At 52.8% G+C, this 23,770-nt stretch carries 24 protein-coding genes; 6 read left to right on the top strand and 18 right to left on the bottom strand.

The genetic code is table 11. From position 1 onward, the window contains the following. Positions 1 to 56: 56 nt before the first annotated feature. Entirely contained in the window at positions 57 to 407 is a 351-nt protein-coding gene (locus J2X61_RS17465; protein ID WP_310189447.1) for a post-transcriptional regulator, read from the bottom strand. 163 nt (positions 408 to 570) lie between these two features. Between J2X61_RS17465 and spoVB the strand changes: the two genes are divergently transcribed. After that, entirely contained in the window at positions 571 to 2,136 is a 1,566-nt protein-coding gene (gene spoVB / locus J2X61_RS17460; RefSeq protein ID WP_274470665.1) for a stage V sporulation protein B, read from the top strand. 17 nt (positions 2,137 to 2,153) lie between these two features. On the opposite strand, the gene J2X61_RS17455 is transcribed toward spoVB, so the two are convergent. Continuing rightward, the gene (locus tag J2X61_RS17455) at positions 2,154 to 2,840 is read right to left on the bottom strand and encodes a DUF421 domain-containing protein (protein WP_310189446.1); all 687 of its coding nucleotides are present in this window, start codon (positions 2,838 to 2,840) and stop codon (positions 2,154 to 2,156) included. A 105-nt stretch (positions 2,841 to 2,945) separates the two neighbouring features. Further along, positions 2,946 to 4,286, bottom strand: a complete 1,341-nt coding sequence (locus J2X61_RS17450; RefSeq protein ID WP_310189443.1) for an ArsB/NhaD family transporter — start codon at positions 4,284 to 4,286, stop codon at positions 2,946 to 2,948. Positions 4,287 to 4,342: 56 nt separating this feature from the next. Between J2X61_RS17450 and J2X61_RS17445 the strand changes: the two genes are divergently transcribed. Together J2X61_RS17445 and J2X61_RS17440 are read left to right on the top strand one after the other, a co-directional pair. Then, positions 4,343 to 4,777 carry a TIGR04086 family membrane protein gene (locus J2X61_RS17445; protein WP_310189441.1) on the top strand — a complete coding sequence of 145 codons (435 nt, stop codon included), beginning with the start codon at positions 4,343 to 4,345 and terminating at the stop codon, positions 4,775 to 4,777. Positions 4,778 to 4,871: 94 nt separating this feature from the next. After that, the gene (locus J2X61_RS17440) at positions 4,872 to 5,711 is read left to right on the top strand and encodes a phosphatase PAP2 family protein (RefSeq protein ID WP_274470668.1); all 840 of its coding nucleotides are present in this window, start codon (positions 4,872 to 4,874) and stop codon (positions 5,709 to 5,711) included. A 52-nt stretch (positions 5,712 to 5,763) separates the two neighbouring features. Here the strand turns inward: J2X61_RS17440 and yajC are convergent, their stop codons facing one another. From yajC to J2X61_RS17400, 8 genes are all read right to left on the bottom strand, one after another. Further along, positions 5,764 to 6,081 carry a preprotein translocase subunit YajC gene (yajC, locus tag J2X61_RS17435; protein ID WP_274470669.1) on the bottom strand — a complete coding sequence of 106 codons (318 nt, stop codon included), beginning with the start codon at positions 6,079 to 6,081 and terminating at the stop codon, positions 5,764 to 5,766. 15 nt (positions 6,082 to 6,096) lie between these two features. Beyond that, positions 6,097 to 7,236, bottom strand: a complete 1,140-nt coding sequence (tgt, locus tag J2X61_RS17430) for a tRNA guanosine(34) transglycosylase Tgt (RefSeq protein WP_274470670.1) — start codon at positions 7,234 to 7,236, stop codon at positions 6,097 to 6,099. Between the two features lie 17 nt (positions 7,237 to 7,253). Further along, the gene (gene queA / locus J2X61_RS17425) at positions 7,254 to 8,321 is read right to left on the bottom strand and encodes a tRNA preQ1(34) S-adenosylmethionine ribosyltransferase-isomerase QueA (protein ID WP_310189437.1); all 1,068 of its coding nucleotides are present in this window, start codon (positions 8,319 to 8,321) and stop codon (positions 7,254 to 7,256) included. A gap of 10 nt (positions 8,322 to 8,331) precedes the next feature. Beyond that, positions 8,332 to 10,527 carry a SpoIID/LytB domain-containing protein gene (locus tag J2X61_RS17420; RefSeq protein WP_310189435.1) on the bottom strand — a complete coding sequence of 732 codons (2,196 nt, stop codon included), beginning with the start codon at positions 10,525 to 10,527 and terminating at the stop codon, positions 8,332 to 8,334. 144 nt (positions 10,528 to 10,671) lie between these two features. After that, a complete protein-coding gene (gene ruvB, locus J2X61_RS17415; RefSeq protein ID WP_396135465.1) occupies positions 10,672 to 11,649 on the bottom strand; it encodes a Holliday junction branch migration DNA helicase RuvB in 978 nt (325 codons plus the stop codon). Between the two features lie 164 nt (positions 11,650 to 11,813). Beyond that, a complete protein-coding gene (gene ruvA, locus J2X61_RS17410; RefSeq protein WP_274470675.1) occupies positions 11,814 to 12,446 on the bottom strand; it encodes a Holliday junction branch migration protein RuvA in 633 nt (210 codons plus the stop codon). Further along, positions 12,443 to 12,946 carry a crossover junction endodeoxyribonuclease RuvC gene (ruvC, locus tag J2X61_RS17405; protein ID WP_274470676.1) on the bottom strand — a complete coding sequence of 168 codons (504 nt, stop codon included), beginning with the start codon at positions 12,944 to 12,946 and terminating at the stop codon, positions 12,443 to 12,445. Before ruvC ends, ruvA begins: the two co-directional genes overlap by 4 nt. A gap of 121 nt (positions 12,947 to 13,067) precedes the next feature. Next, positions 13,068 to 13,715: a BofC C-terminal domain-containing protein gene (locus J2X61_RS17400; protein WP_310189433.1), complete on the bottom strand. Its 648-nt coding sequence runs from the start codon at positions 13,713 to 13,715 to the stop codon at positions 13,068 to 13,070. A gap of 136 nt (positions 13,716 to 13,851) precedes the next feature. Here J2X61_RS17400 and J2X61_RS17395 point away from each other — a divergent pair, with 136 nt between their 5' ends. Next, a complete protein-coding gene (locus tag J2X61_RS17395; protein ID WP_274470680.1) occupies positions 13,852 to 14,064 on the top strand; it encodes a hypothetical protein in 213 nt (70 codons plus the stop codon). 117 nt (positions 14,065 to 14,181) lie between these two features. Beyond that, positions 14,182 to 14,793, top strand: a complete 612-nt coding sequence (sigW, locus tag J2X61_RS17390; RefSeq protein ID WP_274470682.1) for an RNA polymerase sigma factor SigW — start codon at positions 14,182 to 14,184, stop codon at positions 14,791 to 14,793. A 69-nt stretch (positions 14,794 to 14,862) separates the two neighbouring features. Here sigW and J2X61_RS17385 read toward each other — a convergent pair whose 3' ends face one another. The 5 genes from J2X61_RS17385 to J2X61_RS17365 all read right to left on the bottom strand — a co-directional run bounded on the left by J2X61_RS17385 (position 14,863) and on the right by J2X61_RS17365 (position 20,210). Continuing rightward, the gene (locus J2X61_RS17385) at positions 14,863 to 16,359 is read right to left on the bottom strand and encodes a LysM peptidoglycan-binding domain-containing protein (protein ID WP_310189430.1); all 1,497 of its coding nucleotides are present in this window, start codon (positions 16,357 to 16,359) and stop codon (positions 14,863 to 14,865) included. Between the two features lie 189 nt (positions 16,360 to 16,548). After that, positions 16,549 to 17,412 carry a prephenate dehydratase gene (gene pheA / locus J2X61_RS17380; protein WP_274470685.1) on the bottom strand — a complete coding sequence of 288 codons (864 nt, stop codon included), beginning with the start codon at positions 17,410 to 17,412 and terminating at the stop codon, positions 16,549 to 16,551. Further along, positions 17,409 to 18,386, bottom strand: coding sequence for a homoserine kinase (thrB, locus tag J2X61_RS17375; RefSeq protein WP_274470686.1), 978 nt, complete (start codon positions 18,384 to 18,386; stop codon positions 17,409 to 17,411). Before thrB ends, pheA begins: the two co-directional genes overlap by 4 nt. Positions 18,387 to 18,410: 24 nt before the next feature. Further along, the gene (locus tag J2X61_RS17370; RefSeq protein WP_274470688.1) at positions 18,411 to 19,697 is read right to left on the bottom strand and encodes a homoserine dehydrogenase; all 1,287 of its coding nucleotides are present in this window, start codon (positions 19,695 to 19,697) and stop codon (positions 18,411 to 18,413) included. A gap of 30 nt (positions 19,698 to 19,727) precedes the next feature. Further along, complete coding sequence (locus tag J2X61_RS17365; RefSeq protein WP_274470689.1) at positions 19,728 to 20,210, bottom strand: ACT domain-containing protein; 483 nt, start codon at positions 20,208 to 20,210, stop codon at positions 19,728 to 19,730. Positions 20,211 to 20,391: 181 nt separating this feature from the next. On the opposite strand from J2X61_RS17365, the gene J2X61_RS17360 reads away from it, so the two are divergent. Next, the gene (locus J2X61_RS17360; RefSeq protein WP_310189428.1) at positions 20,392 to 20,886 is read left to right on the top strand and encodes an NUDIX domain-containing protein; all 495 of its coding nucleotides are present in this window, start codon (positions 20,392 to 20,394) and stop codon (positions 20,884 to 20,886) included. 51 nt (positions 20,887 to 20,937) lie between these two features. Here the strand turns inward: J2X61_RS17360 and J2X61_RS17355 are convergent, their stop codons facing one another. Continuing rightward, complete coding sequence (locus J2X61_RS17355; protein ID WP_274470937.1) at positions 20,938 to 21,714, bottom strand: C40 family peptidase; 777 nt, start codon at positions 21,712 to 21,714, stop codon at positions 20,938 to 20,940. A gap of 158 nt (positions 21,715 to 21,872) precedes the next feature. Further along, on the bottom strand, positions 21,873 to 22,946 hold the full coding sequence (locus J2X61_RS17350) for an anthranilate phosphoribosyltransferase (RefSeq protein WP_274470691.1): 1,074 nt from the start codon (positions 22,944 to 22,946) through the stop codon (positions 21,873 to 21,875). Between the last annotated feature and the right edge of the window lie 824 nt (positions 22,947 to 23,770).

Genomic DNA, 23,770 nt, shown 5'->3' with positions numbered 1-23,770 from the left:
ACAGGTCTGAAAATCGAGTCAATTTAAGCCGTTTCAACAAAAAATAAGCCCTATTCTTAGAATTGGGCTCCTTTATACATACTGATCGTCATCCAGTTCATGAACTGTGTCGATTTCAGCGATAAAATGTCATTTACGATTTGATGAAGGGAAGGGACTCCCGTTTTGCGGTATCGATCGCTCACACAATCCCAAATGTCTTTGCCGGTAACATGCTCATATCCGAGCAATACGAATTCTTCAACCTTGCTTAAGCATAGGCTCTCAATCAACTCATTCAATTCCAGATCGGAAATCGTATCCTGAACCTCTTCCTCGTTCGTGGGGGCTGCTTCGCCATCCGCTTCCGCATGCTCCGGTTTGTCCTCAGGACGTTGAGGAACCACATCGTTATCTTCTCCGTTCATAGCGAGATCCTCCTAAGGTCAGTTTCATACGCAATCTTGTATTATTCGCTATACACTTTCATTTTCCTGCCGGTCTGCCGGCCCGTCCGCAAAATGTTAGCATGAGCTTGACCCGATCCCGCATATTCATAGAGTAAGACAAGTATCGGAAGAGGGTATTGCATTGACGAAGCAGTCATTTATTAGAGGTACGATGATTCTGCTAGCCGCAGGAATTTTGAACCGGCTCCTCGGTTTCATACCTAGAATTACATTGCCGCGTGTCATCGGTGCTGAAGGCATCGGCCTCTATCATATGGGATGGCCCTTCCTCTCCGTCATCCTGACGATCATTACGGGCGGGATCCCCGTGGCTATTGCCAAATTGATCGCCGAGGCCGAAGCGGAGCGCAATGAAGCGCGAATTCGGAGCATTCTGCGAATTTCTCTCGCCATTACGGCGGGACTTAGCATTTTCTTTACGATTGCCTGCATCGCGGGAGCCTCGTGGATCACTTCCCACCTCTTGACCGACTCGCGCGTTTACTACACGTTCCTCACCATGAGCCCCATGATTCCCATTATCGGCATTTCGGCCGTGTACCGCGGCTACTTCCAAGGCAGACAGAATATGATTCCTACCGCCACGTCGCAGATCATGGAAACTTTGATCCGTATCGTGATGGTGCTCGTATGCGCCTATGTGATGATCCCTTACGGTGTCGAATATGCTGCCGCGGGAGCTATGCTGGGAGTGCTGGCTGGGGAAATCGGCGGACTCGTCGTGCTCGCCATCCATTTCAAGTATGATAAGAAATCGTCCCTGCAAACGACTGTTGCCCAGATCGGCACGACGAAAACGAATGGCCGAATGGCCAATTTCCGCAGAATTATGCGCATTTCCATCCCGATTACTGGCAGCAAGCTGATCGGAGCCGGCTCTTACTTGTTCGAATCCATTCTAATCGCGCAAAGCCTTGCCATCGCCGGCATTACAACCTCGCTGGCAACCGCTCAGTACGGCGCTTTGCAAGGGATGATCATCCCGATCATCTTGCTGCCGAGCGCACTGACGATGTCGTTGTCGGTTTCGCTCGTCCCCTCCTTAAGCGAAGCGGCGGCACGCAAAGATATGAAGACGATTCATGCCCGCCTCCATCAATCGCTGAAGCTGGCTCTGGTGACCGGAGCTCCGTTCGCCGTGCTGATGTTCGTTTTGGCCGAGCCTATCTGTACGTATATGTACAACCAACCCGATGTAGGCGTGATGCTGAAAATGATGGCTCCCGTCGCTCTATTCATTTATTTTCAAGCGCCTCTGCAATCTGCCCTGCAAGCGTTGAATAAGCCAGGAGCCGCTTTAATCAACACCCTGATCGGATCGACCGTCAAGCTGATCCTTATTTACTGGCTGGCCAGCAAGCCGGAGCTTGGCATTCACGGTGCCGTTTTCGCCATCAACATCAATATCGTGTTGGTTACGCTGCTGCACTGGAACAGCGTTGTCCGCTTGTTGAAGTTCCGTATGGAAGGCAGCGATTTCGGCAAGATCGGAGCCGCCATGGTCCTCACCGGGGGTAGCATCTACTTCCTCATGTACGTACCTTGGACGAACGTGGAATGGATCCGTTTTATCACATCGGCGCTTCTCGGATTTCTCGTTTATATGATTTCCATAACGGCATTCCGGCTGATTAGCTTGAAAGATTTGAGCCGGCTCCTGCATATGGGCAAAAAGATCATCCGGTAACGGGTTATCTCGCTGCCCTATCTCTTCCGGTCGAGAAACATCCGGCCTCTATGGTCGATCGAGCAGTAAAACACTTCTTTGAAATCGCGCGCACCTTTGATTTGCAGCTGATTTTTGAGCCAGAATCGGGTCTTCCCTATTTTCTCCAAATTATCGTCCTGCACTTTGCCATCCATAATAAGCGGCAGCGGAAGCCCCTCATACCGAATCGTCCCTTTCAAGCCGTGTTCGTCGACGACCGTTTCCTGCTCTTTCTCTTTTTTCTCCATGACGCTCAATTTCCCCGAAGGCTCCAGTATGGCAAACTCCACATCCGCGACATTCATGATTTTATTTTGTCTGAGCTGAAGCATTAAATCATCCAAATTATAACGATGCTTCTTCATCTCTTCCCTGTCGATCATGCCTTGTTTGATAATAACGCTAGGTTCACCATCGAATAGAATCCGCAGGGTTCTATTTTTTAGCGTCACATAGGCAATGACGATCTGGATCAGCACCAGTGTCGCCATAGGAACAAGGCCGCTCATGAGCGGTTTGGCTGAATCTTCAAGGACGAAAACGGCGATCTCAGCAATCATGATTGAGATGACCAGATCGAACAGCGACAATTTCCCGATTTCCCGTTTCCCCATTAGGCGCAGCATGAGAAAAACGACAAAGTAGATCAGCACGGTACGTAAAAAAATGGTCAGAATATCCATGGATGCCTCCCCTGATCTAAGCTCTTGCTTGTTCTCGGAGTTCACTGGTATTCTGACCGTCGATTCACTTCATCATGCAGATTTTACGTATTCAATTGTTGGCAATTACAGCAGGAATAGCTTGAAGTAAAGGGTCGCGGCAAGGAATAGAACAAGGGAAATCGGCGCCGCGACCATGAAGTAAGTCCTGGCGTTCAGCCCTCCTCCTTCTTGCTCGGCAAGCGCTGCCGTATACATGCCGGCAATGGATCCGAACAGCGTCACCCCGCTTCCGATCGCCGTTCCTGCGATGAGGGACCACCAAAGCGGCTGGACAGAGGTTTGCGAATAACTGTGTATGTCTTGACCGATATGCTCGATCACAGGAATCATCGCGGCTATATAGGGGACGTCATCAACAACCGCAGAACCGAATCCAGTAAGCCACAGAAGCAGGATGGAAAGGAACGGCACGCTGCCTTGGGCGATTTCCAAGCCCCTGGCCGCAATGAATCCCGAGATGCCGGCGTAGGTCAATCCGCCGACCATGATGAACAGACCGAGGAAGAACAGTCCCTGCGAATCCTGCACGCCATGCCAGACCGTTCGGTAATCCCGTGTCTGAATGAGCCCAAGAAGCTGCTTATAGTTGAGAGCCAGCATGGCCACAGCTCCAATCCCCGCGATAAACGAGGCTTCCCACTCCAATAGTCCTTGAAATATGACAGCCAGCACGGTCAAACCCGTAACCAGGCAGCCGCCATAAAACAAGAACCGGTCCTCCGTTAAATAGGCGTCCGGCTGCAAACTGAGCACCTCGCGCTTGTACGTTTCCGGGATGATCATTTTCCTTCCATAGAAGAACCACAGGATCAAATAGACGATCGCCAGCAGGATGATCATAAGCGGTCCGATCCGGAGCAATATGGAGCCCGATGTCACATGCCCCCCTGCTCCGATCAGCCTGTTCGACCAATTGCCCATCAGGGTCGCGGCTCCTCCCAAATGTGCGGACAGCAGCGCTGAGATCAGAAAGGGCACTGGCGATAATTTCATCATTTTACTCGTTTTGAGCAGCAGCGGGACGATCACGGCAATGGCTGCAAAACCGTTAAATAAAGCAGCAACTGCGGCAGTGAGAACGGACAAGCTCATCAAAATGGTAAAGGGTTTTAAGCGAAACACCCGAATAATTCGGCTAGCTGAATAAGAGATAAGTCCTGTTTGTTGAAAAAGTACGGCGATGATAAACCAACTGACAAGAAATAGAAGCAAGTGCCAATTCGCGTAGGTTCCTAAAGCCTTGCCGGCCGGCACGATGCCGAGCACGATCATAAGCAGTGCTCCGCCAAGCGCGGTATACATGCGGTCCCATTTTTCAATCAAGATACATACATAAGCTGCAGCGAAAATGATAAGTGCAAGAATAGCCTGCCATAGAGCGGGTCCTTGAGAAAATTCCGTCATAAATATTCACCTTCCCTTTGAACAGTCTGTACTAATTCTATGTGCTTGGCCATACAATGATGTTAATGAAAAGAATCGAATATAGGAAAGGATTGGTGCCTGTGAACCCTATGCGATCGGTCAGTCAGGTTCGAATAACATCTCCTTTATTTTCCGGGCTTGTGTATTCATTAAGCATGATGACAATTGGGACAATAGTTACATCTTTGTTTTTGCTGCTAACGAGCACACAAGAAAGTTCCTTGCATACGCTAACTACGATCATCCATGCCGTTTCTTTGTTTATCGGAGGCTGGGTGTCGGGCAAAAGAGCCGAAACACGCGGTTGGTATCATGGGGGACTCGTCGGTATTGTGTATTTCATCCTTATTTTTTTGGTAGGCTTCCTTGCATTTGACGCTGGCTTAAACCTGCAATCCCTTCAGTTGCTGGGCATTCTTTTCGCATCTGGCGCGCTCGGCGGCGTCTTGGGTGTCAATACGAAAAAATAAGTCGTTTCCGTGAAAATATCACTATCCCCCTATGGTTGTGGTATAATACTATAGTTATATTCGCAATAATTTCCAATATTAGGGGGAAAGCACCATGAGTCCGTTTCAGTCTATGACGCATGCAACGGTCTATATAGTCATTACAGTCATTGCCTTTCTAATTGCCGCCTCACGCAAAAATCCATTCGCTATAGCCGGAAGCTTCGTTCATGAAATATTCACTTCACGCAAATATTTGCTCCACTTCGTCGCGCTGATTACGATCCTCTTTTTCAACAAGGTTGAGATGTGGGTGGAGAAAAGAATAAATTATAAAGCTGATTTTACCAAATCGATCTACAGTATCGAAGGCAACTTCGTGTCATCGATCCAACATTTCTTCCATAACGATACATTAACCATGATCAGCAGCTATTTTTATGTCGTCGTTTTCCCGTCCGTTATGATTGCTTCCATCGCACTATATACATTCAAGAAAGATTTCAAATTATTCTACGCCGTTTGTTACGCGCTAATGTTCAATTACATGATCGCGATTCCGTTCTACCTGTTCTTCCCGGTCAACGAGGTTTGGGCTTTCCACCCTTCGGTGAAGCTGCTCATCCTTGACGTGTTCCCGACCTTCGAGCAGGATTACCGGCCGCTGTCCGGACTGGATAACTGCTTCCCAAGCTTGCATACGTCGATTTCCGTATCGATGGCCGTCATAGCGGTCAAGAGCCGCAACGCTTTCTGGAAAGTGTTCGTACCGATCTCTTCCGCCTTCATCATCTTCACCATCTTCTACTTGGGCATCCATTGGTTATCCGATATGTGCGCCGGTGTCGTACTTGGTGTGGTGGCTGCCAGATTGGGACTGCGAATCGCAGAGGGGCGTCTCGTGCTTGGCGAGCAGGCGCTGCTTAAGCGGTCGTTCAAGAACAACGAACTTTAATCGTAAAGCAAATAAAAAGCGAGAGCCTGAGAAGGTTCTCGCTTTTTTGATTTTATTCCTTAGCTGCCGTCGATTGAGAAACGGAGTTGATGGCAGAACGATCGAACGTCATTTTCGTTGCGTCGTTTACACGAAGCACGCAAATATCGTCGGTGATTTCCATGATCGTGCCGTGAAGACCGCCGATGGTAACGACCTTATCCCCTTTTTTCAAGCCGCCTAGCATTTGATTGCGAGTTTTCTGTCTTTTTTGCTGTGGACGAATAAGTAAGAAGTAGAGAACTACAAACATGAGCACGAGCGGCCCGTATGTATACAAATATCCTACAGCGCCTGTATCCGCAGTTGTAGTTTCAGCCAATAGAAACATAGGTATCCTCCTTTCTTAAAATCCTCTTTCATTATCATTCAGCCCGTAGCTGGCAAAGAATTCATCGCGGAAATCCAGCAAGCGGTCTTCCTGGATGGCGGCTCTGACATCGCGCATGAGCTGAAGCAGAAAGTGAAGGTTATGAATGGTCGTCAAACGGATTCCGAACGTTTCATCCGCTTTCAACAAATGACGAATGTAAGCCCTGCTGTAATTCGTGCACGTATAGCAAGAGCATTTGGGATCCAACGGACCGAAATCGGTCGCATTCTTCGCATTGCGAATGACCAGCCTGCCTTCGCTTGTCATGCATGTCCCATTTCTGGCGATCCGGGTCGGCAGCACGCAATCGAACATATCGATTCCGCGAATGGCGCCCTCAATCAACGCATCCGGTGAGCCTACCCCCATCAGGTAACGGGGTTTGTTCGCCGGCATCAAAGGTGCTGTATAGTCTAGCACTTCGTACATCAAATGCTTAGGCTCGCCAACACTCAATCCACCAATAGCATACCCCGGGAAATCCATGGAAGTCAACTGCTCCGCGCTCATTCTGCGCAGGTCCTCGTACATGCCCCCTTGAATGATCGCGAACAATCCTTGATCTTCGGGCCGGCTATGACTCTGCAGGCAGCGCTCCGCCCAACGGGTCGTACGCTCCAGCGACTTCTTCACATAATCATACTCTGCCGGAAACGGCGGGCATTCATCGAAAGCCATCATGATATCAGAGCCCAGCGCATTCTGAATCTCCATCGCCACTTCGGGAGAAAGAAACAGCTTGTCCCCGTTGAGGTGGGATTTGAACGTCACGCCTTCTTCCGTTATTTTCCGCATGTTGCTTAAACTGAATACTTGGAAGCCGCCGCTATCCGTAAGAATCGGACGATCCCAGTTCATGAATTTGTGCAGTCCGCCCGCGGCTTTCACAATATCATGTCCGGGACGAATGAACAGATGGTACGTATTGCTCAATATAATTTGAGCGTCCATCGTTTTCAATTCCTCCGGGCTCATCGTTTTCACCGTCGCCTGAGTGCCGACCGGCATAAAAGCCGGCGTCTCGATGACACCGTGCGGGGTATGGACCCGGCCCAAACGGGCTCCGGATTGTTTACAAGTTTTAATCGGTTCGTACGTTACCGCTGCTGCCACTACATCCACTTCCTATTCTAATAAATAAACATTGCATCCCCGAAGCTGAAGAAACGATACCGCTCTTTCACCGCTTCCTCGTAGGCCCGCATGATGTGGGTTCTGCCGGCCAACGCGCTGATCAACATCAGCAAGGTCGACTTGGGCAGATGGAAATTCGTCAATAAAGCATCCACGACGCCGAAGGTGTAACCGGGATATATAAAGATGCTGGTCCATCCTTGCGACGGTTGGATTTCCGCTCCGGCTCCCGCCTGCTCACGACTCAATCCGGCAGCCGTTTCCAGCGTTCTCGCGGAAGTGGTGCCTACGGCGATGACGCGCTTGCCGCTGGCCTTGGTCTCGTTAATGGCTTGCGCCGTTTCCGGCGAGAGAATATAATACTCCGCGTGCATTTGATGCTCTTCGACGGTATCGACGGACACCGGCCGGAACGTGCCTAATCCGACATGAAGAGTGATGAAGGCGAGTCGGATCCCTTTGGCCTGCAGCTTCTGCAAATAAGGTTCCGTGAAGTGCAAGCCCGCCGTCGGCGCAGCCGCCGAGCCTTCATGCTTCGCATAAACGGTTTGATAACGTTCCCTCTCGGGCAGCTGTTCCTTGATATAAGGAGGCAGCGGCATTTCGCCCAGCTTATCCAAGATTTCGTTGAAGATGCCCTTGTAGGTGAATTGCAGGACGCGAGCGCCCATCTCGCCGACTTCCACAACCTCCGCCGTTAACAGTGGAGCGCCGGCATCTCCCTCATCTTTGCCGAAAATGGCTACGGCACCAAGCTGCATCCGCTTCCCAGGCTTAACAAGCGCCTCCCAGCGGTCTTCGCCCAGCTGCTTGAGCAGCAGGAGCTCCACCTTCGCCCCGGTGTCTTTCTTCACGCCAAAGAGCCGTGCTGGAATGACCCGCGTGTCGTTCATCACGAGTAAATCCCCGGCTTCCATGTAATCGATCAACTGCTCGAACGTACGATGGCCGATTTCTCCGGTTTCTTTGTTCAAAGTAAGCAGCCTGGACGCCGTGCGGTCAAGCAGCGGCGTCTGGGCAATCAATGATTCAGGTAGGTCAAAATCAAATGCTTGTACATCCATGAGTGTGTATTCATTCCTTAGTTATGTTGACTCCAGCGTAATAGGTCTGAAGTATTTTTTTGTAATCATACCCTTGTTCGGCAAAGCCTCTCGCGCCCCACTGGGACATGCCGAGTCCGTGTCCGAAGCCCGTGCCGCGAAACACGAACGTCTTGTTCGGGCCAGGCTGTACGCTGCCGGTTGCCGGCTTATCGGCCGGTTGATCCGCCGGTTTGGAGATTCCTCCCGTACCTAAGGCCGATAAATCCGATTTCTTCAGTGCCGTCGGTTGAGACTGGCCGCCTGAAAGCACATAGACCGAATCGCCGTCAGGCGCGTTCGTCTGTGAGCTTCCCGCTCCGACAATCGCCAGTTGGCTTGCTTCCGGGCTATTACCAGTATAACTTCCTGCTCCTTCAATTTCAAACCGTGTGCTCGGCAATCCGCCAAGCGCCGTGCGCAGCGCATCCGGATACGGCACTTTCACGACAATGCCATTCGCTTTCAGCTCCGTAACTCTGCCGGAAGGACCGCGTTTCGAAATTTCCAGCGACTGCAGCTCCCCGTTTACCACAGCCCCTGCAGCGGCTAATTTGCTTTTGATTTCTGCCGCCGTATAAGGGCCTCTGATCCAGGAATAGGCATTGGATTCTTTCTCCTGACCGAGAATGACGACTTTCTCTTTGGCCGCGAGTTGATCGATGGCCGGATTAGCCACATTATCCACATATGGCGCCAGCCGCACGTTGACTCCCGGTTCGGTGGCTTCATAATACGAAGCTCCGTCCTTGTTCTTCTGGCCGGTATCTTTCAAATATAAAGCGGAGACATACCCCGCCCGTCCGTCGGCCAATTGAACGCGGTACCACGTCGCTTTACCTTTCTCCGCGCCTTCATCCGGGCTTGGCACTGCGCGCAAATAATTGACCGGATTGCCCCAAACCTCGGAAGGATCGGCGGTCATTCCGCCGGAATTGGAAGAAAAGACAGGAGAGATAAGGCCGCTGCTATCGGAAATCACTTCATCCTTCGTAGCATCCACCGCTTGATTGCCTGCGGCAAACTCTCTCTGGACGCCATAGTAAGCTTGGTCCAGTGTCGTATCCGTCACTTGCGCGATCTCATACTTGTCCCCTTGCTTAATGGCAAACGTCCGCGCTGCAACGGCTTGAGCTTTCAACGCTTCGGCAGGCCAACCCGCGCTCAGCTCGGATCCGAGGACGCCGTATAAATAGGCTTCCATCGGTACTTCATTCACAAGCGCCAATTTGTTCTGGTATGTACTGATTTCCATGTCCCCGCGATATTTGCGGTCCGCCTTCTCTTTCACACCGATCATTTCACCCTTGGGGTGGACCAACGTTTTCTGCTGCCCGGCTCCTGCGGCGAAATGTGGAATTGGATCCGCACCGTTCGCAGATGCCGTTACATCCCCCCGGCGAATAAGATAGGCTGACTTCGTATCCGCCGCTTGCAACGGAACGCCGGGAACCGCTTGCTGGGCCGTCTGCTTCACGGCTTCCAGCTGTGCGGCAGTCGCTTCGCTGCCTACCCATACGCCGTACGCCGGCTTGCCCGCCGCATCCTCCTGCACGGCGAGATCCGCCTGAATGCCGGCACCGGCGTATACGGCCGCCTGCTGCAATGCCGCAGCCTCCGTCGGGTACGTGCCCGCGCTCAAATGGAACGGCCCTGTCATCACCGGCGGAGCCGACTTCGTCAAGGCGGCAACCGTCCCGTCTTTCAGCGCCCCGGCTGCGGCGCTTTCGGCCGCCTCCTTGGAGGCATAGCTGCCGTAGAATACTTGATAAACGGTTCGGCCTTGTTTCACACGGCTTATCACGTAGGCATCGCCTGACAGAGTAGCCAGCTTGGCATGGAGCGTTTTGGCAGCGGTATAATCGGCCGTCTCCAGCATCATTGCGCCGTACTGGTCCAGCGACATCCGAAGGGTGGTGTCCGGTGCGCTTAGCCACAGCTTCTCGGGAGCGCCTGCTGCGCTGCGCACGCTGACGTCCATTCCGCCTGCGGAGCTAAGCGTCACTACGCCTTCTAGCAATTTGTATTTGGCAGAGTCTATGAATAAAGCGACGCGAACTTCATCCAAATGTTTGATGCCCGCCGCGTAGGCAGAGGGATTAAGCCCCGGGGCAGTTGCTAACAGTAATGCGGCTGTCGTGAGCAACGCCATTGTCTTCGGGGCCAGCAGCTTTCTTATCGGTTTCATTCGACAATAGTTCCTTTCCTTATGCAGCATTCTACTAAGTTAGACTCTATCATGTTGCAGAAGTTTTGTTTAGTAGAATAATAAAATAAGGCTGCGCCCTCCGTGAAAGCGAAAGAGGAGCCCGCCGGCTCCTCCCTTACGTCTTCATGACTTCTGTTCCGGCACCGGCAAGCCCAGGTGCTGGTACGCCTGCGGCGTCACGATTCGCCCTCTCGGCGTACGCTGCAGAAACCCGATCTGCAGCAAATACGGCTCATAGACGTCCTCGATCGTCTGGCTCTCCTCGCCGATCGTGGCGGCAATCGTCTCCAGCCCGACAGGACCGCCCTGGAAGCTCTGGATGATCGCCCGCAGCATCTTATGGTCGATCTCGTCCAGACCCAGGTCGTCGATCTGGATGCGCTTCAGCGCCTCTCGGGCGATGTCGAGCGTAATGATGCCATCGCCCTTCACCTGCGCGAAATCGCGCACCCGCTTCAGCAGGCGGTTGGCGATCCGCGGCGTTCCGCGCGAGCGCATGCCGATCTCGCGCGCCGCTTCGCCGACGATGCCGACCTGCAAAATGTCGGCCGTTCGGGAGACGATGTAGGTGAGCTCCTCCACCGTATAGAACTCCAGCCGGGAGACGACGCCGAAGCGGTCGCGCAGCGGCGCAGACAGCAGGCCGACGCGCGTCGTCGCGCCGACCAGCGTGAACGCCGGCAAGTCCAGCCGCACCGAGCGGGCGCTCGGCCCCTTGCCGATGATAATGTCAAGGGCAAAATCCTCCATCGCCGGATACAGCACCTCTTCCACCGTACGGTGGAGGCGGTGAATCTCGTCGATGAAGAGCACGTCGCCCTCCTGCAAATTCGTCAGGATGGCGGCCAAATCGCCCGGGCGCTCAATCGCAGGACCGGACGTGGTCCGGATGTTCACGCCCAGCTCATTGGCGATGATGTTCGACAGCGTCGTCTTGCCCAGCCCCGGCGGTCCGTACAGCAGCACGTGATCCAGCGCTTCCTTGCGCATTTTGGCCGCTTCGATATAAATCTTGAGGTTCTCCTTCGCTTGTCTCTGGCCGATATATTCAGCCAAATAACGAGGGCGCAGGCTGTACTCAATGGCGCTGTCCTCCATCATCAAATTAGCCGATATAATCCGGTCATTCTCCATGGTGATCCTCCTCAGAGCTTTCCGCAGGAAAGCTTTCTTCGTCGATATGAACGACTTTACTTCACATCAACCTTGATAAACCGTACGTCCCTAAGGGCCGGCGTTATCGTTTATTCTAGGTAAGCAGCTGCTTAACTCATCGTATATAAAGCCTGCAGCGCATGCTTCATCAATACATCTACGGAATCCGAAGGATTGGCCTTCGGCTTCACCTGCAGCCAAGCGCGGTCGGCTTCCGCCTCCGTATAACCGAGTGTCATGAGCGCTTCCTTCGCTTCCGCCCACACCGAGCTGCCTTCCGTAATTTGGGCCGAGCCTACAACGCTTAACGCCACCGCAGCCTCAGGGCTCGAGAAGGTCACAGATCCTAATTTGTCCTTGAGGTCCAAAATAATCCGTTGAGCCGTCTTCTTGCCGATGCCGGGAAGCTTCGTTAGGAAAGCCAAATTCTCTTGGGAGATCGCCAAGATCACGGCTTCCGGCTTCCCGCCGGCGGCGAGGATGCCTAGAGCAACCTTGGGCCCGATGCCCGTCACATCCAGCAGCAGCCGGAACAAAGCTTGCTCATCGCGCGATGTAAAGCCGAACAGCAAATGCGCATCTTCACGCACATGGTAATGCGTGTACAACGTTACATCTTCATGCTCCGCATGCGGGAGGGCATACGGGTTCGGACAAAACACGCGGTAGCCCACGCCATTCACATCCAGCACCGCATACTCGCTCTCCCTTAGCGCAACTTTCCCTCGTAAGAAATCTATCATCTTTTTCTAACCTCATTTATTCTAGATTGCAAAGCAGAAGAATGCGCATGGCAAATCGCGATCGCAAGAGCATCTGCCACATCATCGGGCTTCGGCACCTGGGACAGCTTGAGCAAAATTTTGACCATTTCCTGAACCTGATGTTTCTCGGCATTCCCGTAACCGACAACCGACTGCTTCACTTGAAGCGGCGTATACTCCGCAATCGGCAGCCCCGCCTGTACGCCGGCAAGAATCATGACGCCCCGGGCTTGCCCCACGGTGAACGCCGTCGTCACGTTGCGGTTAAAAAACAGTTTCTCTATGGACATTGCGTCCGGTTTATACTTCTCTATCAATTGCGTTGTAGCGTCATAGACGTCCTTAAGCCTCTGCCCCGGATCCGTATGGGCTTGCGTCTGAATCGAGCCGTATTGGACAGGAACAAGCTTACTGCCGATCTTATCAATAAAGCCAAAGCCTACAATCGCGATCCCCGGATCAATCCCCAGAATACGCACAGCATTTCTCTCCTATCCTTCAAAAAAGCGAACATATGTAGTCATTTCTCATTATAGCAGATAACAAAAAAAAGAGATAGACTCCGGTTTCCCTTCATCTACCTCATCGTATCGAACAATTTTACGGTGTTGTCATCGCTCTTTCCGTCTCTTCCACGGCATAATCGCTGAAAGTCGATAATACGCTATTATACTCCTCCATATCAGAGATGCGAATTCCGTCCTTCAGCTGCTGCACCGTATCCGGCGGCAAGCTGCTTTCCAAGTACTTGATATTCAGTTGAAAAAACGTCCGAATCACATTGTCTTTGTCCGGCGTTCCGTTGAACAGCGAAAGATTGCTGCTGCCGTCGATGCCAAAAACGGCTTTCTCCTTGCATGCCGGAGACAAATCCTCAATATGTTCGGTAAACGTGACATTCCCGTTAGCGCCTACGCTCAGGATCCAGTCCGGATGCTTCACCTGCATGTCAAGCAGCTGCTCCGAGCTTTGGAGACCGAGCTGGATGCGCTCTTCGCCGCACACATACGACTTGAGCAAGTAGCTTTCTCTGCTGTCCGTAATCCGCTTCAGCACATCGGCAGCTTCCTTCAGACGCTGGTCGTCTTCCGGTGTCAGCGCGGCAATGACGGCCTGGGATGGGGAATTATCCGAACCCGGCAAATAATTCGTCGCATATAATATAGAGCCGGCCGCACCTGCAAGGAAGCACATTCCCAATGCCAACCGATTGCGTTTCCAGCGAAGCCTTCTTTTCCAATGTTTCAAAAATCGCTGTACATTCACGGGTATCCCCTTCATTCTCTTTTTTACCCGTATTGTTTCCATTTGCATGTGGCGCTATACATCATTTACCATAAGGAGAGAATCATCAAACAATCTAGACGGACGGTGAAGCTCTATCATGAAAGGTAGAAGACGGATTAAGCGTACGACACTCCTGATCATTGGAGCTGTCCTGCTATGGGGAGCGGTCGCCATCTGGAACGAAGTGTTGAAAATTGAAAAAGGCTCGACGATCCCGCGCTCAACATCGGCTTCACATCCACAAACCGATAAAAGTAACCAAACCTCCATAATTTCGGAAACAAATGGGAATAAATTAACGGTAAAATAGCTTAATAATTTGACTGTAGCCGCAGAAATGATATAGTCAGAAGTAGATGAAATATTCTCAATACTTATTCGGGGAATACAATATATATTTGACCTAGGCAGAGGAGGGGGAATCAACATGAATGTGGCAGAACTTCAATTAATTCAATTATCCAGACGGGGCGATCGGAATGCTTTCGTGGAATTAGTCGAATTATACCGCAACAAAATACAAAAGCTGGCTTTCCGCATGCTTCACAACAAGCCCGATTCGGAGGATATCGTTCAGGAGACTTTCATTCGCGTATATTTGAACTTAAATCATTACGACGAGAGTCAGAACTTCTCAACCTGGATTTATCGAATCGGCAAAAATGTGGCCATCGACTTGCTGCGCAAAAAGAGACCCGTTCAATCCCTGGATGCCGAGCTGAACGATCACGATGACGATTACAGCTATTACAGCAAGCTCGCAAGCACGGACCAATCGCCTGAGAGCGCTGTGCTTCAAACGGAAATTCAAGATCACATGCACACCTCCATCAATAAACTGGCTGATAAATATAAAAGTGTCATCACCCTGTATTACTTGGAGGATCTATCTCTTCAAGAAATCAGCACGAAGCTGAATTTGCCGATCACCACGGTCAAAACGCGGCTGCATCGCGGGCGTGAGCTGCTCCGCAAGAAGTGGGGCATGAATTTCGTCGTTGGCCTTATGGTCTTCTTCACCATCGGGATGGTCGCTTAAGCGACGACCTCCCTTCGCACAGATAAGCCTCCTGGTCCACGTCCGTGGAACCGGGAGGCTTTCTTCATGTTAGAAATTAATCCAAGGCATCGTTGGTCTCGCTTCTTCCTTCTCCGGAGCTAACCGGTGTTGACGCTCGATGAATGCGTGAAGGGCGTCCGTTCCCGAAGGCTTCGTTTTCTTGGACTTGCCGGAACTTTTGGCCTTCTCAGCCTTCTTGGAGCGAATGTCGATTTCGACGACCTCTTCCTTCTCCGTCTCTTGGGCAAGCTCGTGCGTATGGGCTTGCGGCATGAGCGGCGATTCGAATGGAGCCTGATAATGCGCTCCGGCATACGGAATTCCGTAAGGGCCAGGCTGGAATGCATACGGGTTATGTCCCCCTTGCCCGAGGTGATCGTAAGGGGAGCCCGGCGGGTATAAGCCTGGCATGCCTGACATGCCGTGCTGGTCACCCCATGGACTTGCTGCGTGACCGGTCGGGAAGCCCTCCGGTACAGCCATCCACGGGCTTGCTGCGTGACCGGCCGGGAAGTCTTCCGGCGCAGCCATCCACGGGCTTGCTGCGTGGCCGGCTGGGAAGCCTTCCGGTGCAGCCATCCACGGGCTTGCTGCATGACCGGTCGGGAATCCTTCCGGAACGGCCGCCCACGGCTGTCCCATGATCGACGGACCGCCGCAGCCGCAGCCTCCATCCGTTACCGGAACCGTGTGCTGATGGGACGTGAGCGGCGGGTGCTCCCACGGGTGCTGCGGAGTAGGCGAGAACGCCGGGAAAGCGGCGGCCTCATGTTGATCCGAGCCCGGATAAGCGAATACTTCCGTCGCCGTGATATGAAACTGCTTGAACGGATGAACGGCTTGCGGCTCATACGGCTGATCCAGCCCGATGACTCCAGGTTCCGCGCCATGCATCATCTCAGCCCCTGCGAAATCCGGTACAGCCGGCTCTTGGGCAGGAAGTATGGGCATGGATGGCATGGATGGCATGGATGGCATTTGCGGCATTTGCGGCATTTGCGGCATTTGCGGCATTTGCGGCATGGACGTCATTGGAGTCATAGGAGGCATCGCTTCGGGCATCGCTTCCGGCATCGCTTCCGGCATCGCCTCCTCCGCAATCGGCACAGACGGCGGCGGGCTCGCGATATCGCTCGGCTCCGCAGGCTGCGATTCCGGCATCTGATCGAACGGCATCGTCGACGGTTTCGACGGCTGCGCATCCGTATGCTCCGTTTTGGGAACGTAGACCACTTCCCCTGTCATAAGTACATTGGGATTTTTGAGCTGCGGATTCGCTTGAATCATCGCTTGGAGCGGCACGTCCCAAGCTTTGCCCAGCTTCCACAAGCTGTCTCCCTGTTGAACGATGTGCTTGTAAACAAAGTCGGAAGCAGGCGGCTCAACCGGCTTCGGCTTGGAAGGTATTTTCACCTTCATGCCGATGTCCAGCTGGTTCGGATCAGCTATTTGGGGATTAAATGCGATGAGTTGATCCAATTCAATATGATGCTTTTTGGCGAGCTCGTACAGGGTATCTCCCTTTTTGACAATATGGATTTTCAACACCTTACCTCCTTTTTTCGTTAGAAAGAACTGGCATTGGAACCTTAATCACAGTGTTTTCACATGAAAACGTGCAGCGGAAGCCAGCGGCTTATCACAATGATATTACATCTTATGCGCGATTCTAGGCTTTTGCCCCTTTCGGACAAAAAAAATCCCCCGGCCGCAGAAGGCAGGGGGATTGCTGCATTAACTTGTATAAGAATAGCTGGGATAACAGCCCAGAATACGGACCTGGCAGCCGATCGCCTCAATCTCTTGAAGGGCTGAAGGGAGCAGCACAGAGTCCAGAGAACCGGCGATATCAATATAGAAATAATAAGTGCCCAGCTTCTTCTTCGTCGGCTTAGATTCGATTTTGGACAAATTGATCCGGCGCCACGCGAACGCGGAAAGCACCTGATGCAGGGCACCCGGGAAATCTTCCGGCAGCGTAACGAGTATCGTCGTTTTCATGTCTTCCGATGATTTCAGCTCGGGCGCTTCCGCGCCGACAAGCAAGAAACGGGTCATATTGTCTTTATGATCCTGAATTTCCCGCTGCAGCATAGGGACGCCGTAGTTCGTTGATGCAATGGCCGTTCCGATCGCGGCGACCGACGGATCCTGCAAGGTGGACACAAGCCGCACGCCTTCTGCCGTAGAGCTCACCTGCTCGAACTCCGCTTCGCTCAAGTACTGCTTCATGAAACGGGAGCACTGCGCAGGTACGACATGGTGGGACAGCACCTTGCGAATATGACCGTACGGATTGGCGCCGTCGGGCGTTCCCGCGGGATTGGCATACCCGATAAGATTCATATCGATAGGGAATACCCATTCTGCGCGAATCGGGAGATCCACCTCATGAACGAGCCAGTCCACATGCAGGTGAACCGAGCCTTCAAGCGTATTCTCGATCGGAATGACACCCAGCTCCGTTTCCCCTGACGATGTAGCGTTGAAAACTTCGGAAATGAGCTTGTAAGATACGTACGTGAAATCATTGCCTAGAAAATGGCGGGTCGCTTCTTCGGAGAAAGTGCTCGGTCCGAGAATCGCAACTTTCTTCATGCCAGCACCTCTTTCTCCACGAAGGTCTGAAGATCCCCTTCCCCGTCGGCGAGCTGTGTCGTCGTCACGCCTTCGCGGCTCGGCTTCAGCCACAGCGTCTGAGCCTCGATACCTTCCTTGGCCAGCGTCTCCTTCAGGAACGCCTCCAGCTCCGCCTTACGTCCGCTTCGCGCGTCGACAAGCGCCAGCATCGTAGGTCCGGCTCCGCTAAGTGCAACGCCCAGCGCGCCGTGATGCTCGGCTTCCTCCAAGAGCTTCTCCATGCCCGGAATGAGCGCAGCGCGGTAGGGCTGATGCAGCGCGTCCTTCATGGCATGGCGGATCATCTCCAGGTTGCCTGTAGCCAGAGCGGCCACCAGCAAGGACGAATGGCTGAGGTTGAATACAGCATCCTTCATCGGCACCTGCTTCGGCATGACGCCTCTCGCCTTCTCCGTTGAAAGCTGGAATGCCGGTATCGCCACCAGCACCTCCAAATTCGCATCCGGCTCGATTCGAATCGATTCAGCCTTCTCGCCGTCCCAGAACGCTACGACAATTCCGCCGTACAAGCTGGCCCCGACGTTGTCGGGGTGCTTCTCGAGACGGCTTGCAATCTGGAACAGCTCGTACGCCGAGAGCTTGTTGCCAATCAGCGCATTGGCGCCCGCAAGCGCGCCCACGATGGCGGATGCGCTGCTGCCAAGACCGCGCGTGAGCGGAATATCGCTGTACATCGAAATCGCCAATTCAGGATGGACTACACCCGCTTCTTGAAAAACCATCTGCGCGACTTTATAGATCAAATTGGTCTTGTCCGTCGGAATCCCTTGCATTTGATCACCGATCAAGCGAATCGTCGTGTGATCCGAGATGGCCATGTCGATCCAGGCATATAAATTCAAGGCCATCCCCAGTGAGTCAAAGCCAGGACCTAAGTTAGCCGTACTTGCCGGCACCTTCACTCTTACCTTTTGCACTGCCCCATAACTCATTTCGAAATTGCGCCTCTTTTCTATTTAACCTTCTACGCGGTACACGCTCTTGATCGCGTGAATCACGTCCATGGATTCGAACTGCTTCAGCACTTTTTTCATGCTGGCCTGGTTCGCGTCGTGTGTAATAATGATGATTTCCGCCTTCGGATTATGCTGGTTCGGATGCTGGAAGACCGACTCCAAGCTGACTTCGTGCTGAGCGAAAATTTGTGTAATTTGCGCGAGCACCCCCGCTTTATCTTCAACGTGCAGTAGAATGAAGTTCTTGCAGGCGATTTGCTCGTCCGTTTTGAGCTTTTTCTCTTTGTAAGGCGCCTGCATCTTGCGGCCGTTCACGCCAAGCTTCAGGTTCCGTACGACCGCAACCAGATCCGCTACGACCGAAGTTGCCGTCGGCAGCTCACCCGCTCCGGCTCCGTAGAACATCGTCTCGCCTACCGCTTCGCCTGTCACGTATACCGCGTTGAATACGCCGTTGACGGAAGCAAGCGGATGGGAATTTTTCACCATCGTCGGCTGAACGCTGACGGAGATGTGCCCGTCATGATTTTCCGCAATACCTAGCAGCTTCACTTCGTATCCTAATTTTTTGCCGTATTGAATGTCCTCTTTGCTTACTTGGGAAATCCCTTTCGCTTCCACATCGCTGAGTGCGACATTGGCGTGGAAGCCGAGTGTGGACAGAATCGTCATCTTGCGCGCCGCATCCAAGCCTTCTACGTCCGATGTCGGATCGGCTTCCGCATAGCCCAGTGCTTGCGCCTCTTTGAGCACATCGGCGTAAGCTGCGCCTTCCTGGCTCATTTTCGTCAAAATGTAGTTCGTAGTTCCGTTCACAATACCCATGATCTTCGTGATACGATCGGAGGAGAAGCCCTCTACGAGCGTGCGAATGATCGGAATGCCGCCGGCCACGCTGGCTTCATAGAAAACGTCGCAGCCGTGTTCGGCCGCTTTCGCCAAGATTTCCGCTCCATGAAGCGCCATTAGATCTTTGTTCGCCGTCACGACATGCTTGCCGTTGCCCAGTGCCGTTAGAATATGCTCCTTGGTAGCCGCAACGCCGCCCATCACTTCAACCACGACATCGATCTCGCTGTCGCTGATCACATCCCACACGTTCTCCGTCAGCTTGTCCGCGTCCACGGAAATGTTGCGGTGTTTGGATTTATCCTGCACCAAAATTTTGGCGATCTCGATAGCTGAGCCCGTCTGACGCTGCAAATCCTCTTGATGCCCTTCAACGATACGAACGACACCTGTTCCTACTGTTCCTAATCCAAGCAATCCAACCTTGATCGGTTTCATCTTGTAATACCTCCCGAATAGTATGCTATCTTAACTGCCTTGACCTATGATCACGGCACGCTTGACTCCGTCTTGCGATTGCAGCCGGTCCAATATTTGACGAATCTCTTCCCCCATCGAAGAGGTTTCGACAGAGATGACGACGTTCGCCATGCCTTGCAGAGGTATCGTCTGATGAATCGTTAGTACATTGCCTTCCAGGTTAGCGATCAACGCGAGTACGCGGGACAGAATCCCCGACCGATGCTCCAGATCCATCGATATGGTGACGATACGCTCTCTTTCCAGCTTGCTCAGGGGATGAATCCCATCCTTATACTTGTAAAAAGCGCTGCGGCTAAGTCCGACTTGCTCAACGGCGTCGTGAATCGTCTTCACTTCGCCCCGTGCCAGCAGCTCCTTCGCCTGCACCGTCTTCAGCACACCCTCTGGCAAAATATCTTCCCGGACTAAGTAGTACCTCTCAGGACCGGTATGCTTGATCGTTTGAAAAAACTCTTTGCTATCCGGCACTACCTTTACCGTCCTCTCTAGAAAGACTATTGTTTACCTATAGAGGACATTATATCGAAACATGATCGTCGAAGCAATAGGCAAATTGGTATTCCCGCCAGCTTTTGCAGCCGCTAGGTTTCCTGTGCTAAGCTGAGTGTACTAGAAAAAGAAAGGAATCGCCAACATGATTACATTGCGAATGATATCTACGGCTCTTCTCTGGAACAGCCGGGACGAACTGCTCATGATGAAACGATCCATGACGCGTACACTTTCGCCGGGATTATGGGCGGCTATCGGCGGACATCTGGAACCCGGCGAGCTGAACAATCCGCGTGCGGCCTGTTTACGGGAAATATATGAGGAAACCGGGATCGAGCATGATGAAATTCGCGATCTGCATATGCGCTATATTTTGCTTCGACTGAATGGGTTGGAAATCCGGCAGCAATTTTTCTATATCGGGCACACCGACATCAATCCGCGCATTACAACGGCTGAAGGCGACCTGCATTGGGTTCCCCGAGAGCTGGTTCTCGAGCGTCCTCTTCCATTTATTTTCCGCTCTTTGCTTGAACATTATTTCACCGCTCCGCCTGCACCGCATCCCTGGATCGGCTCCGCCGGAATTAGCGAGGACTCCGGTCTTTCCACCATACATTGGCATCCGTTCGTCGATCCTATGCAAGTTTAGCCAAAAAAAAGCAGACTTCGATTTCTCGAAGTCTGCTTTTTTGGGTTGCTGCTAGAGGGCGCTGCCGCCATATAGGAACCGGTATTCCCAGTGACGGTTTTCGATGGAATCGATGCGCACCCCGCCGCTTTCTTTGGAATACGTAGAGAGAATTTGTCCGTTGCCTAAGTAGATCGCCACATGAGAGACCGTTTGCGTGGATTTGTTAATCCCGCTGTAGCTGGACTTGCTTGTCCCTTTGTAGGACATGAAAAACATTAAATCGCCAGGCTTCAGATTGTGCCAATCCGTTTTGGCGTTTCCGAGAGATTTGACGTAGCTGCCTTGGCCTCTGGAATCACTTGGCAGCTTCAAGCCAATGCCGTCAAGGAAAGCTTGACGGACGAAATCCGAGCAATCGAACGTACTTGTGTTATTGCGGCTGGAGCCGTACTCGTAAGGTGTTCCTAAGTACTTTTTGCCTGCGGCGATAACCTTCTGAGCCTTCTCACTGGCGGTTCCGCCGGTGCTGCTCGAACCTCCGCCTCCTGACGTTGTTGTGCCTGAGGTTTTTATGTATTTGGCATTGGTGCTGATATATCCTTCACGGCCGTCGGAAGCTCTCACTTTGTACCACCAGCTGTTTACTTTAGACAAAATGGTCACTTTCTCGCCGGTCTTTAAATATCGAATGCGGGATGCATCTGTACTTGCTCCTGTACGCAGGCTAACGGAGCTTACGATTTGACCGGTCGCTGTTGCGGCCGATGCCTCTTGGGGTGACGGGACGGTTACTGCGCCTAAAAGAAGTGCTGGGACTAGCGCTAGGGTAAGTATTTGTTTTTTCATGCGTTTCATGCTGTAAATATGCCTCCTTAGCGGTTTGCTTTTAAGTGTGTACGCTGCCGTTTATATATCTTCGGACGAGGAGGCATGGATGAGGGGGTAGGTTCGTCAAAAAGATAAAAAAGGCCGCCTTCTCCGGATTTCTCCTTTCAGGCTGGCCTTTATCCGATTAGGGAGGCAGAATCCGGCGGAGGCAAGTCTTGCCTAGTAAAGCGTTGACTCTGTTCGGCCCATCTCAGCATCACCTTCTGCGCTTCCTTTCTCTGGAGCAGCGACTCGGCAAGGTGAAAGCCTTCTTCGTAGCTGCCCACTTTATCAAACCACGTCAACCGCAGTCCCGCATTAAAAATAACATGATCTCTCTCACGCTTCAGCTCCTCCGACTGATCCCCGGCAATGATCCGGCGCAGCATCGACACTTGATCCGTTTGGTCCAGCGGCTGCAGGGGCTCGCTCACAAAGCCGAACTTCTGCGGCTCGACCAGCCTTGATTCATCCCCCCATGGCGTTACGATCCGTATCGTACTGTTCTGATAGATCGGCAGATCTTCCGAGCCTTCGATCCCGTTCACTAGGTACACGCTCTGAATTCCGGATTTCATCGTAATGGGAATCAGCGCTTCCATCGTTTTCCGCTGGTTCACGCCGATGATCATGTTCATCGATTGTACGGGATTCATCACTTTCTCGATCGTGTTGATGACGGTGCGCAAACCGATTTGTTCACGGACCGGCTTCAGCTTGCCCAGCGGCGGACACAGCTGTTCCGTGTGGAGGAAGCCGATATTCGTGTGGAATAGCATCGCTTCCCAGGCTTTGCCAGATACATTCATCGCGACTCCGAAGCTCTCGAGTATGTCTTTCATGGCTGTCCCCTGTCTCGGCGGTAGCGCATCGCCTCCATGCAGCACTTGAGGAAAGCCTACCGAAGCTAGCAATAAGGAGACCGGCAGCGTAACGGCGAAATATCGGCGTCCTTCCGTCTGGCCGGCGCAATTCAGCGAATCCTCGAAAGGCTGGTATTTCAAGGAATAGCTGCGGAACACATCGATGAATGCTCTCAGCTCTTCGTCAGCTTCGCCTTTCATACATAATGCCATCAAGAATGCGGCGCATTGCGCGTCCGTGGAATCCCCGCCGGCCATCTCATGTGCAGCCTCGACCGCTTCTTCGTACGATAAATCTCGGGCTATTCCTTGCTGGCCGGATCCTATAGCTTGAATCCATCGCTTCATTGCATCTCCCCCTTTCTCGCACGAATATATGTTAGTATAGTTAACATCACAGAAGGTTGTTTAAGGAAATCGTAATACTTTCCAGTTTATGTGTCAAGTATTATGACATTATGCTGGCGGATTTACCCAGATTACGCGAGTCAGTGACGCGTGAGGGAGCTCAACAGGCGGAGCTCAGGCGGAGCTCAGGCGGAGCTCGCCGGAAGCAGCGCCTTGCTAGGCGAGCAGTAGCAGCCCGCCTCGGTGCTGCCCTCTCGTGCCAGGCGCTGCAGATCCCTCGGCCGGCCGGCTAACGGACACAGCGGGCCTTATTCGGCGCGATACGGCCGCTCGATGATTCTAATGGACACACGCGACGCTATTTGCCCGTTTCTGCGCGATTTCGCCTCCGTAATCGGCAAATAAGGGCTCCGGTGTCCGTTAGAGTTATCACGGCCCCATTTTCGCGCGATTAGCGGCCGTGATGTCCGTTAGCTTCGGCGCGCGCGGCAAGGTGCCAGCCCGCTTCGGAGCTGCGCCCTCACCGCTGGGCTGCAGATCCCTCGGCCGGCCGGCTAACGGACACAGCGGGCCTTATTCGGCGCGATACGGCCGCTCGATAAATCCAACGGACACACGCGACGCTATTTGCCCGTTTCTGCGCGATTTCGCCTCCGAAATTGGCAAATAAGGGCTCCGGTGTCCGTTAGAGTTATCACGGCCCCATTTTCGCGCGATTAGCGGCCGTGGTGTCCGTTAGCTTCGGCGCGCGCGGCAAGGTGCCAGCCCGCTTCGGAGCTGCGCCCTCACCGCTGGGCTGCAGATCCCTCGGCCGGCCGGCTAAC

Origin of the sequence: Bacillus sp. 3255, from assembly GCF_031456485.1 — a bacterium.
Classification (GTDB): Bacteria; Bacillota; Bacilli; order Paenibacillales; family NBRC-103111; genus Paenibacillus_E.
The sequence above is the reverse complement of the archived record's forward strand: the minus strand, read 5'-3'. Positions and strand labels throughout refer to the sequence as shown.